Below are 15,598 nucleotides of genomic sequence, written 5' to 3'. Positions count from 1 at the left end.
GTTTACAGCAGTGCCCGCCAAAGGCGCTCGGCCAGGTTCGTCCGACGCTGGTCCAGGCGGGTGATCCCGGCTAGGGCTGCGGCTTTCAGGGCTTGGTCGAACTCCTCGGCCATGAGCGGGCGGCGCAGCTCCGGGAACGCGCTTGCATCGCCGCACGGCCGGTACTGGTCCATGATGTTCATGTAGGTGTTCGGTGAGATTTCCGCGGCCAGAAAATCCATCCACTTGGCCGTCCCGGCCAGATTTCCGGGCATGACCAGGTGCCTGACCAGCAGGCCTCGGACGGCGACGCCCCGGTCGTCCAGTTCCATATCTCCCACTTGGCGGTGCATTTCCTTGAGGGCCGCTTTGGCCCGCTCCGGATAATCCTCGGCATGGCAGTATGTTTTGGCCGCATCCGGGGCAAAGAATTTGGCATCGGGCATATAGATGTCCATCACGCCGTCGAGCCGACGCAGCGTCTCCAGGCTGTCGTATCCGCTGGAATTGTAGACCAGGGGCAAACGCAGCCCTTGGTCCGCGGCGATGACCAGGGCTTCGAGGATCTGGGGCACGACGTGGGACGGGGTGACGAAATTGATGTTGTGGACGCCTTGGCCCTGCAATTCCATCATGACGGCGGCCAACTGTTCCGGGCTTGCCTCTGGAGCGTCATCTCCGTGGTGGCTGATGTCGTGGTTCTGGCAAAATACGCAGGCCAGGTTGCACTGAGCGAAAAAGATCGTTCCGGACCCACCGTTGCCCACCAGCGGTTCCTCCTCCCCAAAGTGCGGGCTGTAGCTGGCGACCTTGGCCCAGCGACCGACCCGGCAAAAGCCCAATTTCCCATCGAGTCGATTCACCCTGCACCGTCTGGGGCATGCAGTGCAGGAGCAAAGCGTCTTCAGCGCCTCGGCGGCACGGCGCCGCAGTTCTCCATCGGCGTTGAGTCGGAGATATCCGGCTTCCGGCTTTCTGGTCATACCGTCCTCCTTGGGTTGCTGTCACGCTACACGTTTAAAAAGCTACCCAGGGATGGCGCGGATGTCACGAACTTGGCCTTGATTTCGCCCTGAACCCACATAAAACTGAAGAAAGCGCCGTGGAACAGGGACTTGACGACGAGGCCAAAGGCGGGGAAAAGACAAGGAAACATGAGGCTTGATTTCAGCGGCTTTTTCCCGGGATGCTTTGTCCCGAGCCGATGTCCGACAACCTTCCGTTCACTGGCCGTCGCATCCGTGAATCAATTCAAAAGAGGTTTTTCAGTCATGTTCATCTTCAGAAAAATCGCTCTCTCCCTCGAAGCGTGGATCATCGGTCTCAGCCTATTCGCCTTGTTCGGGTTGATGGATATTTACGCTATGCTGATATTTTGATGGAGATTGGTCTTCACGAAACGTTTGCGACGATCAATCCCATCGGCTGATTTTTTTCCGGAAACATCGCAAAGCTTGTCGTGGATGATGCGTTAAAAAAGCCCGCGCTCTGGAACGGATACCGTCTCAGGGCGCGGGCTTTTTTTCGTGATGGCGGGAAGAGCGAGTGAATGGAGCCACGCGGTTACAGGCCGTTGTCTCGGGAAAGCGTGTCCGCGTTGCGATACGCGTTATAAACGTCTTCGTTCAGCGGATAGTCCCAAGAGCCGCTGCGCAGTTCGATGGTCCCGCCAAATCCGGTCTTGAAGCGGTACAATCCGTAAAAGGGATGGTCCGGCGCGGCCCCGGGCGAGACCGCCCCCATGTCGTAGCGGGTGCAGCCTCGGCTCCTGGCCAGCCGCATGGCGGACCAGTGCAGGGCGTACGAGCCCATGAACGTCCTGTTGGGCGTGGCGGAGGCGCCGTGCAGGAAAACCGCGTTGTTCCCGGAAACGGCGACGATCGCTCCGGCCAGCAGGTCGTTTCCATGTCCGGCCAGCAGGAAATGCAGTTCCGAAGTGTCGGATTTTTGGGCGTGGGCCTGGAACAGCGCCGCGAAGTGGCGATAATCGCAGGAGGGGAATCCGTTGCGCTTGGCGGTCTGGCGGTACAGGTCGTAAAACGTGGGCAGCTTGTCCATGGAGGCCGGGGTCACGGTGACGCCCTTGCGCCGGGCCAAACCGATATTGTAGCGGGTCTTCGCCTTCATCCCGGCCAGAATTTCCTCTTCCGCTCGACCGATATCCACGACCAGTGAACTGGCCACGGTCATGTCCATTTCCGCTTTGCGCAGGTTCCAGTGCTTGGTGCCGATGTTCATGCGCATTTCCCGGATGCGCGGCTCTGGAAAGGCGGTCCAACTCTTGGCGTGCATTTCCGGCGCGTATCGGGACTCCCAGGGCAGATCGTAGCGGATGAAGGCCACGGAAGGGTCCAGATGGCGGATCAGCGCTTCGGAAAGCTCTTCAAGGTACTGGCCGCGATGATCTCCGGACGGAGCGTGTTCCGGTCCCTGGGGCACGAAGGCCCCCAGATTGTTGCGACCCACGGGCTGGAGCAGGACGAGGACGTCGCCGCGATTGTCCCGGCCAATGTCCCGAGCCGGGTTGAAGGTCGGCTCCGGGGAAAGGATGTCGAAGGCCACGGGCCTGCATCCCAGACGGGATTTGACATGGGCCCAGTAGTCGGACTGGAACAGGATGTCCGTGGGCAATAGGGACTGGATTTTTTTGGGAGCGAGGCGAACGGACATGGCGGTTCCGGGTTCCATATGGACGGTTGAATGGTTGAATGAAAGCGGCCCAGGGCCGCGAGAACAAAGAAAAAGGGTTTCGGCCTTTCGGTCGAAACCCTTTGCTTTTGCCTTGTTGGGAGGGGCCTGGCGGCCTTGCGAGGCAAGGCTTTCCAAGGATGCCTCAAGGGGCAAACGAGGCGCTGATATCTGATTTCAAAGCCATTGGCAAATGTGGTTCATTTATTGAGTCTCTTCGCCAAAAAAACGCGCAAGGGACAGCGACAGAAGTAGTCATGTCCGAAGGACAGGGCGAATGCGCAATCCAAGGGGGCGTCCTCGCGGCATTTGAGGTAGCCGTCCAACCCGAAATCTTTTGCCTTGCAGATATCCTGAAAGTCTTGTTTCTTGCACCGGAAATCTTTCGGGCATTGTATTTCGGACATGATCCGGTCGATGGTCTCGTGGTCTTCTTCATGCATACGGCTGGGCTCTCGCGTTGGTTGCCAGTCAGTTGAAAAACTCCCAATTGCTGCGTCGCTGCAAAAAGTTCAAACTCTCACGTATGAAGAAATACTTTTCAACCTTGAACTTTTTTTGCTTCTTGCACTTGGGGTTTTTGAACGGACTGTCGAAATAGGACTTTTTCAACACTCAGTAATGGTGTGTTTTCGGGGACGGGCCGAGTGGCGACCCCAGCGATGGCTCGGGCGAATTCCTCGGCGGCCGGAGGGTATTCGCGCAGCCAGAGTTCGGGTTCGATGAGTTCCAGTTCCATGACAACCAGCTTTCCGTTGTCGTCGCGGACCATGTCCACCCGCCCGTAACTCGGGGCCGGTTCGCAGGCGGCCATGGCGCGTTGGGCCAATTCCACGTGCTCTTGTGTCGGGTCGAGGGGGTGGACCGTGCCGCCGTGATCGTCCTGGACCCGGAAGTCGCCCGCCTTGGGGATCTTGCGCACGGCATGGGTGACGCGGCCGTTGACGACCATCACCGTGTCCTCGCCGGTTCGGACCACGTCACGGATGAACGGTTGGAGCAGGAAGGATTCGGCGGCGAGGAGCGGACGGACCCGTTCCTGAATCGCGTCGGCGGTGTCGCGCTGAATCCGGTAGGTGTGGCGCGCTCCACCGGAAACACAGGGTTTGAGCACGGCCTCTTCCCATCCGACCGCTTCGAGCAGGCCGTGCAGGCTTTGGGGGGCGTCGGGTTCGAGAAGTCGGAACGGAACTACTGGAACGTCTCGTGTCTCCAAATCGGCGAGATAGTGTTTGTCCAGGTTCCACCAGATGGTTTCCGGAGCGTTGCACAGGCGGGTCTGGGTTTGGGCGAGGTGTAACCATGCGCTGAATTCCGCTATCCGGTCGAAGTAGTCCCATGTCGTCCGAAAGACGATGCAGCGAAACGTTGACCAATCCACGTCCGGGGCGGACCAGTCCAGTCGGACCGAGGAGAGTCCGAGTTTCGTGAGGGCGTTTTGCAGCAGCTCGTCGTCGCGCAGAATGTTGCGCAGATACCAGTCGTCCGGGGTCGCGTCATCGCAGGCGTAGCGGCTCTCAGTCAGGAGGGCCACGTCGGCCATGGGGTGGTGGGGTGCGGGGGGCATTTTTCGTCTTGAGGGATAGAGGGTTGTGGCTTCAGAGGGTTGGATCACGGTTGTTTCTGAAGCTCCGGCGGCGGGCCGCGGCGTTTCAACAGCATTGGGGAGCGCTGCTTTTCGGGAGCCAGGTTTGAATGATGTACGAGGCGCAGCCGACGCCGGGCGTCACGATCACGGCCTGGGTGGGGCAGTTCAGGGCGCAGGCTCCGCATTCCATGCAGGCTTCGCGGTCCTGGACGTGGGCTTTGTCGTTTTGCAGCGTAAAGACGCGGTGCGGGCAGACCGTGACGCAGAGGCCGCAGCCCACGCACTTATCACGGTCATACGTCAATGTGGCCACGTTTTGAAGATGATGGAATCGCTTCATGGCATGCGTCCTCACTGAAGGTTTCCCCAGATAAAGCAGATCACGGACAACACCGTGGAGCCGGCGAGGATGGGGATGGCCGCCCGCATTTCCTTTTCCACGCCGGAAGGCGACGTGAAGGGCGTGGAGCCGGTAAAGTTCAGCGCCGTCCAAGCGGACAGGGTCATGGTCCACAACCCAGCTCCCACCAGGACGGGCCAAGCCGGAGCCGGGAAGAGCAACGGCAGGGCCAGGGCCGGGATAAGTCCCAGGCCGGCTCCGGCCAGGGAAAAGAGGCGGGTGGGCAGCCGGGGCAGCAGCAACGGAAAGGCCACCGTTCCGCCCAGCAGGCCGAAAAGGGTGGCCGTCGCGGCTACGGCCCAGCGCTGGAAAACGGCCTCAGGGGCAAACTCCGTCCCAATAAGACCCAGCACCGCCGCCGCGGCCAGGACCGCGAGAATCATCTTCCAGCCCAGGACCAGCTCAACGGGCACCACGGCAAGCCGTTCCCTAAAGGTAAAGGTGACTTCCCGCATGGCCTCGTCGGGACCTTGATCCAGAAAACGCGGCAGATCTTCGGCTCGGATCGGTCCCAGGACGGCTTCGAATCCCGTGGCCTTGCGCACGTCCCGGAGCCGGACGCCGTTGGCGGCCAGTTGGGGCAGGATCAGGCGGCGATGGGACACCACGCGGTCCAGGCCGGCCTTGCGTACCTGGAGGGCGACGGCTTCGGCGTTGAAGGACCCTTTGCCGCCGGCGCACCAGACGTTGATGCCCCGGGTGTCCGTCACCAGCAACCAGGCGTTCCGACCGCGCAAGGCGAAACGGACCGTGTCGAAGGTCAGCTTGTAGTTGGCCGTGACAATGACCGGGGCATCGGGGGACGGGTCGCCGACGGCGTAGAGCCCCGGATTGACGGTATAGTTGTTGCGATCCAGTCCCAGCCGGGCCCTACAGTCGCCAAGGCGGTCCCAAATCGTGGGGCGGACCCTGACGCGAGGAACGCGTCCCGGCGGGACGGCGATGAACCCGTCCACATAGGGCTCGATGCGATAGCCCGGCAGATCGTCGACCCCTGCACCAGGAGCCGGTGGCGGGCCTCAGCAAGCGGCGGCGCCTGAATCAGTTCTTGGCACGGCGAAGCCAGAAAGGCCCGGAGTCGGCATATCAGGCATGGGCGGGGCCATGGGCAGGGGCTGCAGTGGTTTCATGAGGCTTCCAGCTTGGCGATGAGGTTCTTGAACAGCGTCAGGCGTGATTTGTCCACGCAGTAACAGATACGTGGTCCGTCGATTTCACCCTGGATCAACCCGGCGTCCTTGAGCAGCTTCAGGTGCTGGCTGACCGTGGATTGAGCCAAGGGCAGGATGTTCACGAGTTCGCCGCAAACGCATCGGTCTGCTTGCAACAGGTGGCGCAGGATGGTCACCCGGGCCGGGTGGCCCAGGGCCTTGCAACATTGGGCAATGATCTGAACATCGGTCATGGGGACTCCCCGAATCGTTTTATCGTTAATATACGATAGGACGGGGGAACGTCAATTCATCATCGCGAAGTGATCCGTTGCATAGCTTCGAGAATCGTTTTCCCTTGCAGGTTTGACGGGTTGGGGTTCACCCGTTATATTTATTGGTTTGTTGGCGGCTTGCCCGCCCTTGGGGGGAGAAAAGGAGAACATGATGCGAGAAAAGGTCCTGGCGGTGCTGGAGACGATCAGACCGCATTTGCAACGAGACGGCGGGGATGTGGAACTGGTGGACGTCTCGGCGGACGCTGTGGTCACTGTGCGTTTGACGGGGGCCTGCAAAGAATGCCCCATGTCGCAAGTAACTCTTAAAAACGCCGTGGAAAAGACCATCTTGAAGGAACTGCCCGAGATCCGGTCGGTTCAGGCGGCTTAACGGGCTATCGGAATAAAATAACAGATTTTCGGCGGGCTTCGACCCGCACTTACTTGCATAAGGAGCAGGCAATGACCCAGGTTATTACGCGATTTCCGCCCAGTCCCACCGGGCATCTCCATGTGGGCGGGGCGCGAACGGCTTTGTTCAATTGGCTTTGGGCGCGCAAGAACGGCGGGAAGTTCATTTTGCGTATCGAAGACACGGACGTGGCCAGGTCCACCGAGGAGATGACTCAAGGCATTCTGGACGGGATGCGCTGGCTGGGGCTGGATTGGGATGAAGGGCCGTACTTTCAGAGCCAACGGGTGGATTTGTACAATCAGCATATTGATCAGTTGCTGGAGGCCGGACACGCTTATTTTTGTTCCTGCACTCCGGAAGAGGTGGAGGCCATGCGCGTCGCGGCCCGGGCCGTTGGAGCCGTACCCAAATACGACGGTCGGTGCCGCGACAAGGGGTTGGAGGCCGGGCCGGGGCGGGTGGTCCGGTTCAAGACCCCCGTGGACGGGGAAACTCAATTCCGGGACTTGGTCAAGGGGCCGGTGGCGGTGCCCAACACCCAGTTGGACGACATGATCCTGCGTCGGGTGGACGGCATGCCGACCTACAACTTGGCCGTGGTGGTGGACGACGTGACCATGGGCATGACCCATATCATCCGCGGCGACGATCACTTAAGCAATACGCCCAAGCAGGTCCTCCTGTACGAGGCCCTGGGACGCGACTTGCCGCTGTTCGCCCACGTGCCCATGATCCTGGGGCCGGACAAGAAAAAATTGAGCAAGCGCCACGGAGCCACGTCGGTGACGGTCTACCGGGACATGGGCTATCTGCCCGAGGCCATGGTCAACTACCTGGTTCGGCTGGGCTGGTCCCACGGGGATCAGGAAATTTTCAGCCTGGAAGAGTTGCTGGAGAAGTTCAGCCTGGATCACCTGGGCTCCGCGGCCTGTGTTTTTGATCAGAGCAAACTGCTCTGGCTGAACAACCACTACATTAAAAGCGAGCCTGAGGACCGGGTGGCGGCTCTTTTGGCCGACCATCTGGCGCGGCGCGGACTGGACGGGCCGGACGGGCCGGACAGGTGGGACGAGGCCTATTTGCGAACCATTGTTCCTTTGCTGCGGCCTCGGGCCGGGACTATGGTCGAAATGGCGGAGATGGCGGAATTTTTCGTGGTGGAGGACGAGGCCTTGCCCATGGATCAGGCCGCTGTGAGCAAGTTTTTGACGCCCGAGGCCAGGGAGCATTTCGGTCGATTGCGTGACCTTTTATCCGGGACGTCGAGCTTTGGGCAGCAGGAGTTGGAGGCGCTGTTCCACAAATATCTTGAAGACCGGGGTGTGGCGTTCAAGGTGCTGGCTCAGCCCTTGCGGGTGGCGTTGACCGGAAAGACGAAAAGTCCGGGGATTTATGAAATTATGGAAGTCCTGGGGAAGGACCGCGTGCTTCGGAGACTGGCCAGGGCGGAGCGAGAGGGAGCTGTTTCATAATCAGGCCGGAGACGTGGCCTTGAAAAAATGACACGCGACAAAAAAGGGCGACCTGCGGGTCGCCCTTTTTCAGCACGGTATTCATCGATAAAACTAGGCTTCGGCTGCTTGCCGCGCAACGGGCTTAACCACGGCATCCGAGCGGATGCAGCGGGTGCAAACCTTCAGGCGCCGGGTTTCGCCGCTAGGCATTTGCGCCCGGACCTGCTGCAGGTTGGGCATGAAACGCCTTTTGGTTTTGTTGTTGGCGTGGCTGACACTGTTTCCGGTGTGGGGGCGTTTCCCGCAGATGTCGCATACTTGGGACATGTTCGTACTCCTCAAAAAGGTTGACATGTGCTCGTCTCCATGTGCCTTGGGGTGGAGCTGAAGCGCATGATGGACGGTGAATCAGAAGAAGCGTGGGCTGCCGCGTCCCGCCTGCCGCCCCGGAATATCTTCTCAGATTACTTGGGGGCGGAGTGGAGCAAGCCGCGGACATCGCGCATTCGCAAAAACGGAATCGACCGTATTAGCCGGACTTGGTTTCTTTGGCAAGAGATTTCTTGACATACGGACCAGGGAAGAGATACGAGGTCCCTTTTGGGAGAGAGAGATGATTGAACTGCTTGTCGAGACCACAAATCTCCCGGTCGACGGCCGGGAGTTTTCTTTTGATGAACAGCGTATTTGGGCCGACCCCATCGCGGAGTTTCATCTGCCGTATCGGATTTCCGAACCGTTTTCAGCGGTGATCCACGTCGTCCCGCACGCGGACGGCTGCACGGTGGAGGGAACGCTGCGCGGTTCACTGGTTCTGTCTTGTGATCGATGCGTTGAGGAATTCACCTATCCCGTGACGGCCGAGTTTCACGAGTTCGAGGCTTATCCCGGCGGCGACTCCCAGGACGATGCCTCAAGCGATGGGCCTGCCGATGTATGGTGGGTGGTGGTCAAAGATGGCCTGCACTACCTGGACGTGGCCGGGTTCCTTTGGGAACAGTTCCAGTTGGCCCTGCCGGAGAAGCCGTTGTGTAAGGTTTTGTGTCGCGGGATCTGCGCCGGATGCGGGGCGAACAAGAACCTCGACGAATGTCGGTGCGCCGCCTCCGGGAGCGACCCACGCTTGGCCGCCTTTCGCTCCATGAAACTTTCCTAAACCCCTAATTCATAAACTATAACCCCCTAATTCATTTAAGGATACCATCCATGGCACTTCCCAAGAAGAAAACTTCTCGTTCCAAGCGAGGCATGCGTCGGTCCCACGACGCCGTCGCCATCCCTAACCCCATTTACTGCGAGTGCGGCGAATTGACGCGGTCCCACCGGATCTGTTCCGCTTGCGGAACTTACAAGGGTGTGAAACGTATCGCCGTCCAGGAGCCGGATGCCGGGAAATAAACCCTGCATCGCCGTGGATGCCATGGGGGGCGATTTCGGTCCCTCGGTCGTGATCCGCGGCGCGCTGGACGCGTTGGCCACGCAAGACATCAGGGTGATCCTGGTGGGGCGCGAGCCGGAAATTCGCGCGGAACTCGCCGCCGCGAAGGCGACGGATGCCGACGTGGAAGTGGTGCACGCCGAGCAGGTCATTGAGATGCAGGACAAGCCTTCGGACGCCCTGCGTCGGAAGAAGGACAGCTCGGTGCAGGTGGCCTTCCGACTGGTCAAGGAAGGGCGGGCCGACGGGGTGGTCAGCGCGGGCAATTCCGGGGCGACCCTGGCTTGCGGCATGTTCATTCTGGGCAGAATCGACGGCATTGATCGTCCAGCCCTGGCCGGAATCCTGCCTACGGAAAAAAAGCCCATGGTGCTCATCGACGTGGGCGCCAACGTGGACTGCAAGCCGCACAACCTCTTGCAGTTCGCCTTGATGGCCGATGTTCTGGCCAGGTCCGTGCTGGGAGTCCCCAAGCCCCGGGTCGGGTTGATGAGCATCGGCGAGGAAGAGGGCAAGGGCAATTCCCAGGTCAAGCTGGCTTTTGATCTGTTGCGCAAATCCTCCCTGAACTTCAAGGGGAACGTCGAAGGCCGGGACGTGTTCACCGGAGACGTGGACGTGGTGGTCTGCGACGGGTTCGTGGGCAACGTGGTTCTAAAATTGAGTGAAGGCTTGGCCGTTTCTTTGGGCCGGTTGCTGAAGCGGGAACTCTTGGCCGGTTTTTGGTCCAAATGCGGGTGCCTGTTCGCCAAGGGTGCCTTGCGGCGTTTTTCCCGGCGCATCGACTACGCCGAGTACGGTGGTGCGCCTCTGCTGGGTCTGAAGGGTATAGGTATCGTCTGTCACGGCGCCTCCAACGCCAAGGCCCTGGCCAGCGCGATACACATGGCCGCGACCTTTGTGCGGAATCGTTCCAACGACCATTTGTCGCAAGAGCTTGCCGTGAATCGGGATCTGGTCCATTTCAGCCGGGCTGGTTCAGCCTCATCGAGCAACGGGAAAGGCCTTTTGAGTCGGGTCGCCGATCAGGCCTCGGAACAGCCGTCGGCCAAGGGTTTACCTGTGCGTCAAGGCTCGGAACGTGAGTTCGGGCAAGAAGCTCCCGGCGTGGTCAATTGATGCCCTCTGTATATCCTTTCGAAAAGCTTCAGCCTGCTGTCACTCTCCTCGTGTCTTCTTTTCTTTCACTTTTTTCACGTATCAGCGCGCGGTCGTGACTATGTCGGCACATATTATCGGAACCGGAGCCTTTGTTCCTGAGCAGGTGGTGACCAACATCGACCTGCAACGGTTGGTGGACACCAACGATGAATGGATCGTCAGCCGGACGGGAATCAGGGAGCGGCGCATTGCTGAGCCCGGACAATCCTGTTCCATGCTGGGCGTCGAAGCCGCTAAACGAGCGCTGGAGGACGCCAAAGTTGCCGCGACTGACGTGACCCACGTCCTGGTGGCCACCTTTTCTCCAGACGCCTACATTCCCTCCACGGCGTACATTCTACGTGAAAAGCTGGGCATTCCCCGGGGTATGGCCATGGACGTATCCGCGGCCTGCACCGGTTTTCTGTTCGCCTTGGAAACCGCGCGAGCCTTTGTCGCTCTGCATCCCGAAGCCGTGGTCCTCGTGGTCGGCAGCGAAGTGGTTTCTTCCCGACTGAACTGGGAGGATCGCGGAACCTGCGTCCTTTTCGGTGATGGAGCCGGGGCCGTGGTGGTCACGGGCAAGCCGTCCCATGGCAGTGCGGAGGTGATGGACGTGCTTCTGGACGGCGATGGGTCGCTCAGTGATTTGCTAGTGGTTCGCGGTGGCGGATCGGCAACCCCGATGAAGCTCGGCCAGGCCGTGGCCGAGGATTTTTTTGTTCAGATGCAAGGCCGGGAGATCTTCAAGCACGCCGTGCGTTCCATGGCTGCCATCTGTCAACGGATACTGGAAAAGAACGGGTTGACCTCTTCGGACATTGATCTGGTCGTTCCGCACCAAGCCAACATCCGGATCATCGAATCCCTGGCCGGTCGACTGGACCTTCCCATGGACAAGGTGTTCGTGAACATCGAAAAATACGGCAACACCTCCGCGGCCTCCATTCCCCTCGCCCTGGCCGAAGCCCGGGAAAAGGCATTGATTCCCCCGGGAAGCAAAGTTATGTTGACGGCCTTCGGCGGCGGACTGAACTGGGCCGCGGCGTTGTTGCAATACTGATTCGATTATCAAGACGACGGGACTGACGACATGAGCGAATTGATCAAGACCGCCCTGGTCACCGGGGCCTCCAGGGGGATTGGCCGGGCCGCGGCACTGCGGCTGGCCCAGGACGGCTATCAGGTCTACCTGACCTATGTCAGCAAGCCGGAATTGGCCGAGGCCGTCCAGGCGGCCATCGAATCCCACGGCGGCAAGGCCGAGGCGTTTCGGTTGGACGTGGGGGACGCCCAGGCGGTTTCCGCTTTTTTTCAGGACCACGTCAAGGACAAGGTTCGCCTGGAAGTACTGGTGAACAACGCCGGGATGACCAAGGACAACCTGATCATCCGGATGAAACCGGCGGACTGGGAAGCTGTTCTGCGCGTCAACCTGACAGGAAGTTTCATCTGCCTCCAGGAGGCGGCCAAGCTTATGATTCGTCAGCGTTATGGGCGGATCATCAACATCTCTTCGGTGGTCGGTCAGATGGGCAACGCCGGGCAGGCCAACTACGCGGCGTCTAAGGCCGGGCTGATCGGACTGACCAAGTCCGCGGCTCAGGAGTTGGCCTCGCGAGGGATCACGGTCAACGCCGTTGCTCCCGGATTCATCGACACGGACATGACCTCGGGCCTGTCCGAAGAGATACAAAACGTCTACATGGAACGGATCCCCATGCGCCGCTTCGGCCAAGTCGAGGAAATCGCCGACACCGTCGCGTTTTTGGCATCCGAGAGCGCCGGGTACATCACCGGACAGGTGATCGGCGTGACGGGCGGCATGTACATGTAGAGGACGACGTTCGTCATGGACCGTATTCCGCGGTACGTTGCGGAAGAAGCAAACAAACCACTTACTTTTTTCAGCTGGGAGGAGAACAATCATGTCAATGGAAGAAAAGGTCAAAAAAATTATCGTCGATCAGCTCGGTGTTGCCGCCGACCAAGTCACTCCGGACGCGGCCTTTGTCGACGACCTGGGTGCCGACTCCTTGGATCTGACTGAATTGATCATGGCCATGGAAGAGGAGTTCGGCGTTGAAATCGATGATGAAGACGCTCAGAAAATGACCAAGGTCAAGGACGCGTTGGCCTATATTCAGTCCAAGGTCGCCTGATCCGGTTCTCCGAGGCAGCCTGCTAGGTGTTTCGGGCGTCTTGTGATCCGCTTCGGCACGATCACGGGGCGCTCGTTTTTTTCCCGTCAGCCGGACAAGTCAAGGTGGAAGCATGTCCAGAAAGAGAGTAGTCGTTACCGGTATTTCGGCGGTCACGCCTTTAGGCGTGGACGCACGGACCAGTTGGGAACGGTTGATCAAGGGGGAGTCGGGCATCGCCCCGTTGACCCGCTTCGACGCCAAGGATCACGCATCCAAGATAGCTGGAGAGGTCAAGGGATTTGATCCGGAGAAATTCATGCCGGCCAAACAGACCCGACGGATGGAACTGTTCGCGCAGTTTGCCGTGGCCGCCGCCAAGATGCTCCTGGAGGACGCCGATTGGACGATCCCCGCTGAGCGAGCGCATCGCACCGCCGCGATCATCGGATGCGGCATCGGTGGGCTGGACGCTCTGGAGCGTTCCCAGACCACCATGCTTAAAAGCGGGCCGCGAAAAATTTCTCCGTTTTTCATACCGTCCCTGATCGCCAACATGGCTGCCGGTCAGGTGTCCATCTTTACCGGAGCCAAAGGCAACAATCTGGTCACCACTTCAGCCTGCGCCTCGGGGCTGCATTCTATCGGCACGGCCTTTTCCGAACTGTTGCTGGGCCGGGCGGATACGGCGATCTGCGGGGGAACCGAAGCCAGTCTGACGCCCTTGGCCATGGCCGGTTTCAATGCCCTCAAGGCTCTGTCCACCCGCAACGACGAACCGCAACTGGCCTCGAGGCCTTTTGAGAACAGTCGTGACGGATTCGTCATGGGCGAGGGCTGCGGCTTGCTGCTCCTGGAGACCCTGGAACACGCCCAAGCCCGAGGGGCGAATATCCTGGCCGAGGTGGTGGGCTACGGCGCTTCGGGCGACGCCTTTCATATCACCGCCCCTGACGAGGACGGCGCGGGCATGTCCCTGGCCATGCGGGCCGCCCTGGACGAAGCCGGTATCGCTCCGGAAGAAGTGGACCACATCAACGCCCACGGCACCTCCACCAAGCTCAACGACATCACGGAGACCCGGGCCATCAAGAAAGTTTTCGGCAAGCATGCCGCCTCCATAGCCATCACCGGCAACAAATCCATGATCGGACACCTCCTCGGCGCGGCCGGCGGGGTGGAGAGCGTTTTTTCGGTCCTGAGCCTGCATCACGGCATGATTCCCGGGACCATCAACATGGTCGAGCCGGATCCCGAATGCGATCTGGACTACGTTACCGACGGTTCCAGAAAGGCCGACATTCGGTACGTACTCTGCAATTCCTTCGGCTTCGGCGGGACCAACGCCACTATTCTGTACAAGCGCTGGGACGGTTAGCAGTCCGTTGAAAAACTCCCAATTGCCGCGTCGCTGCAAAAAGTTCAAACNNTTGCTCCTTGCACTTGGGGCTTTTGAACGGACTGCCGACAAATGTTTATTGCAACACTCATGTAGTCGAAGCGGCGGGTTGGGCGGATTCGACTCGTATTCCCGCCCGCCGCCGTCCGGCCTCTTCGTTCGCGCATCCTCCCGGCTTTTCGTGAAGTCTGGAGGACGCCATCGTCAATTCAATCCTCGGAGAACTCCCATGAACCTTGACGAACTTCGCCGCCACGATCCGGAAATCGCCGAAGCCGTGCGCCTGGAAGAACTGCGGCAACTGCACAAGCTGGAACTGATCGCCTCGGAAAATTTCACCTCGCCGGCCGTGCGTATGACCATGGGCAGCGTGCTGACCCACAAGTACGCCGAAGGCTATCCGGGCAAGCGCTATTATGGCGGCTGCGAATACGTAGACATGGCCGAGACCTTGGCCCTGGAGCGGGCCAAGCAATTGTTCAAGGCTGAATACGCTAATGTTCAGCCCCATTCCGGATCTCAGGCCAACATGGCGGTCTACTTTGGGGCGTTGCAGCCCGGAGACGTGATTCTGGGCATGGACCTGTCCCATGGCGGGCACCTGACCCACGGCAGCCCGGTGAATTTTTCCGGCAAGTTGTACAAGGTGGTTTTCTACGGCGTGGGCAAGGAAACCGGGACTATTGATTACGACCAGGTCCGGAGCATGGCTCGGGAGCACCGGCCCAAGATTATCGTGGCCGGGGCCAGCGCTTATTCCCGGGTGATCGATTTCCCGAAGTTTCGGGAAATCGCCGACGAGGTCGGAGCCAAGCTGATGGTGGACATGGCGCATATCGCCGGACTGATCGCCGCTGACCTGCACCCTTCGCCCGTGGGCAGCGCGCATTTCATCACCACCACCACCCACAAGACCTTGCGCGGGCCACGCGGCGGGATGATTTTGTCCTCGGACGAGTTCGGCAAGCTTCTGAACTCCCAGATTTTCCCCGGCATCCAGGGCGGTCCGCTGATGCACGTGATCGCCTCCAAGGCCGTGGCCTTTGGCGAAGCCCTGCGTCCAGAGTTCGCCACGTATCAGCAACAGGTGGTCAAAAACGCCCAGGCCATGGCCAAGGCTCTGACCGACGCCGGCTTCGCCCTGGTTTCCGGAGGGACGGACAACCATCTGATGCTCGTGGACCTGACCAACACGGACATTACGGGCAAGGATGCCGAGATCGCTCTGGACAAGGCCGGGATCACGGTGAACAAGAACACGGTTCCCTTTGAGACCCGCTCTCCGTTCGTGACCTCCGGAATTCGCCTGGGCACCCCGGCCCTGACCACACGAGGCATGACCGAAGAGCACATGGTCCGTGTCGTGGAGTGGATCGTGGAGGCCCTGGATCAGCGGGACAACGATACCGAACTGCAGCGGATCGAGGCCGAGGTGCAAACCTTCGCGTCCCAGTTTCCGTTGTTCGCGGGGTAAGTCTCACCGTGGCAAGGTACATTCACGGCTCCGGCTTCGCATCTGGGCCCTTC

Annotated in this window: 18 protein-coding genes; 11 read left to right on the top strand and 7 right to left on the bottom strand. The window is 60.0% G+C overall.

Features of this window, described 5'->3' with window-relative positions; translation table 11 throughout:
• Positions 1 to 2 precede the first annotated feature (2 nt).
• The gene (locus GY33_RS0106855) at positions 3 to 962 is read right to left on the bottom strand and encodes a radical SAM protein (protein ID WP_031386622.1); all 960 of its coding nucleotides are present in this window, start codon (positions 960 to 962) and stop codon (positions 3 to 5) included.
• Positions 963 to 1,542: 580 nt separating this feature from the next.
• A complete protein-coding gene (locus GY33_RS0106840; protein ID WP_031386620.1) occupies positions 1,543 to 2,649 on the bottom strand; it encodes a lipid II:glycine glycyltransferase FemX in 1,107 nt (368 codons plus the stop codon).
• 38 nt (positions 2,650 to 2,687) lie between these two features.
• On the opposite strand from GY33_RS0106840, the gene GY33_RS20940 reads away from it, so the two are divergent.
• On the top strand, positions 2,688 to 3,146 hold the full coding sequence (locus tag GY33_RS20940; protein WP_152555114.1) for a hypothetical protein: 459 nt from the start codon (positions 2,688 to 2,690) through the stop codon (positions 3,144 to 3,146).
• 62 nt (positions 3,147 to 3,208) lie between these two features.
• Here the strand turns inward: GY33_RS20940 and GY33_RS0106830 are convergent, their stop codons facing one another.
• The 4 genes from GY33_RS0106830 to GY33_RS0106815 form a co-directional block, all read right to left on the bottom strand.
• A complete protein-coding gene (locus GY33_RS0106830; protein WP_084184883.1) occupies positions 3,209 to 4,234 on the bottom strand; it encodes an ATP-grasp domain-containing protein in 1,026 nt (341 codons plus the stop codon).
• An 85-nt stretch (positions 4,235 to 4,319) separates the two neighbouring features.
• Positions 4,320 to 4,595, bottom strand: a complete 276-nt coding sequence (hgcB, locus tag GY33_RS0106825; RefSeq protein WP_031386617.1) for a mercury methylation ferredoxin HgcB — start codon at positions 4,593 to 4,595, stop codon at positions 4,320 to 4,322.
• An 11-nt stretch (positions 4,596 to 4,606) separates the two neighbouring features.
• A complete protein-coding gene (gene hgcA / locus GY33_RS0106820) occupies positions 4,607 to 5,785 on the bottom strand; it encodes a mercury methylation corrinoid protein HgcA (RefSeq protein WP_268746633.1) in 1,179 nt (392 codons plus the stop codon).
• Positions 5,782 to 6,060, bottom strand: coding sequence for an ArsR/SmtB family transcription factor (locus tag GY33_RS0106815; RefSeq protein WP_031386615.1), 279 nt, complete (start codon positions 6,058 to 6,060; stop codon positions 5,782 to 5,784). Before GY33_RS0106815 ends, hgcA begins: the two co-directional genes overlap by 4 nt.
• A gap of 193 nt (positions 6,061 to 6,253) precedes the next feature.
• Between GY33_RS0106815 and GY33_RS0106810 the strand changes: the two genes are divergently transcribed.
• A complete protein-coding gene (locus GY33_RS0106810; RefSeq protein WP_031386614.1) occupies positions 6,254 to 6,475 on the top strand; it encodes a NifU family protein in 222 nt (73 codons plus the stop codon).
• Between the two features lie 71 nt (positions 6,476 to 6,546).
• Positions 6,547 to 7,971 carry a glutamate--tRNA ligase gene (gene gltX, locus GY33_RS0106805; protein WP_031386613.1) on the top strand — a complete coding sequence of 475 codons (1,425 nt, stop codon included), beginning with the start codon at positions 6,547 to 6,549 and terminating at the stop codon, positions 7,969 to 7,971.
• Between the two features lie 93 nt (positions 7,972 to 8,064).
• On the opposite strand, the gene rpmB is transcribed toward gltX, so the two are convergent.
• Positions 8,065 to 8,280: a 50S ribosomal protein L28 gene (gene rpmB / locus GY33_RS0106800; protein WP_031386612.1), complete on the bottom strand. Its 216-nt coding sequence runs from the start codon at positions 8,278 to 8,280 to the stop codon at positions 8,065 to 8,067.
• 286 nt (positions 8,281 to 8,566) lie between these two features.
• Here rpmB and GY33_RS0106795 point away from each other — a divergent pair, with 286 nt between their 5' ends.
• From GY33_RS0106795 to glyA, 8 genes are all read left to right on the top strand, one after another.
• Positions 8,567 to 9,109: a YceD family protein gene (locus GY33_RS0106795; protein ID WP_031386611.1), complete on the top strand. Its 543-nt coding sequence runs from the start codon at positions 8,567 to 8,569 to the stop codon at positions 9,107 to 9,109.
• A gap of 50 nt (positions 9,110 to 9,159) precedes the next feature.
• Positions 9,160 to 9,351: a 50S ribosomal protein L32 gene (gene rpmF, locus GY33_RS0106790; protein WP_031386610.1), complete on the top strand. Its 192-nt coding sequence runs from the start codon at positions 9,160 to 9,162 to the stop codon at positions 9,349 to 9,351.
• Positions 9,338 to 10,510: a phosphate acyltransferase PlsX gene (gene plsX / locus GY33_RS0106785; RefSeq protein ID WP_084184881.1), complete on the top strand. Its 1,173-nt coding sequence runs from the start codon at positions 9,338 to 9,340 to the stop codon at positions 10,508 to 10,510. Before rpmF ends, plsX begins: the two co-directional genes overlap by 14 nt.
• A 100-nt stretch (positions 10,511 to 10,610) precedes the next feature.
• Entirely contained in the window at positions 10,611 to 11,594 is a 984-nt protein-coding gene (locus GY33_RS0106780; RefSeq protein ID WP_031386608.1) for a beta-ketoacyl-ACP synthase III, read from the top strand.
• 30 nt (positions 11,595 to 11,624) lie between these two features.
• Positions 11,625 to 12,368 (top strand): 3-oxoacyl-[acyl-carrier-protein] reductase, encoded by a 744-nt coding sequence (gene fabG / locus GY33_RS0106775; protein ID WP_031386607.1) that lies wholly within the window; start codon positions 11,625 to 11,627, stop codon positions 12,366 to 12,368.
• 91 nt (positions 12,369 to 12,459) lie between these two features.
• Positions 12,460 to 12,693 carry an acyl carrier protein gene (gene acpP, locus GY33_RS0106770; protein WP_031386606.1) on the top strand — a complete coding sequence of 78 codons (234 nt, stop codon included), beginning with the start codon at positions 12,460 to 12,462 and terminating at the stop codon, positions 12,691 to 12,693.
• Positions 12,694 to 12,805: 112 nt separating this feature from the next.
• Complete coding sequence (fabF, locus tag GY33_RS0106765) at positions 12,806 to 14,050, top strand: beta-ketoacyl-ACP synthase II (protein WP_031386605.1); 1,245 nt, start codon at positions 12,806 to 12,808, stop codon at positions 14,048 to 14,050.
• Positions 14,051 to 14,300: 250 nt separating this feature from the next.
• The gene (glyA, locus tag GY33_RS0106760) at positions 14,301 to 15,545 is read left to right on the top strand and encodes a serine hydroxymethyltransferase (RefSeq protein ID WP_031386604.1); all 1,245 of its coding nucleotides are present in this window, start codon (positions 14,301 to 14,303) and stop codon (positions 15,543 to 15,545) included.
• Positions 15,546 to 15,598 lie beyond the last annotated feature (53 nt).

Source organism: Desulfonatronum thiodismutans (genome assembly GCF_000717475.1).
Classification (GTDB): domain Bacteria; phylum Desulfobacterota; class Desulfovibrionia; order Desulfovibrionales; family Desulfonatronaceae; genus Desulfonatronum; species Desulfonatronum thiodismutans.
Note: the sequence above shows the minus strand (reverse complement) of the source record. Positions and strands in the feature narration are given on the sequence as shown.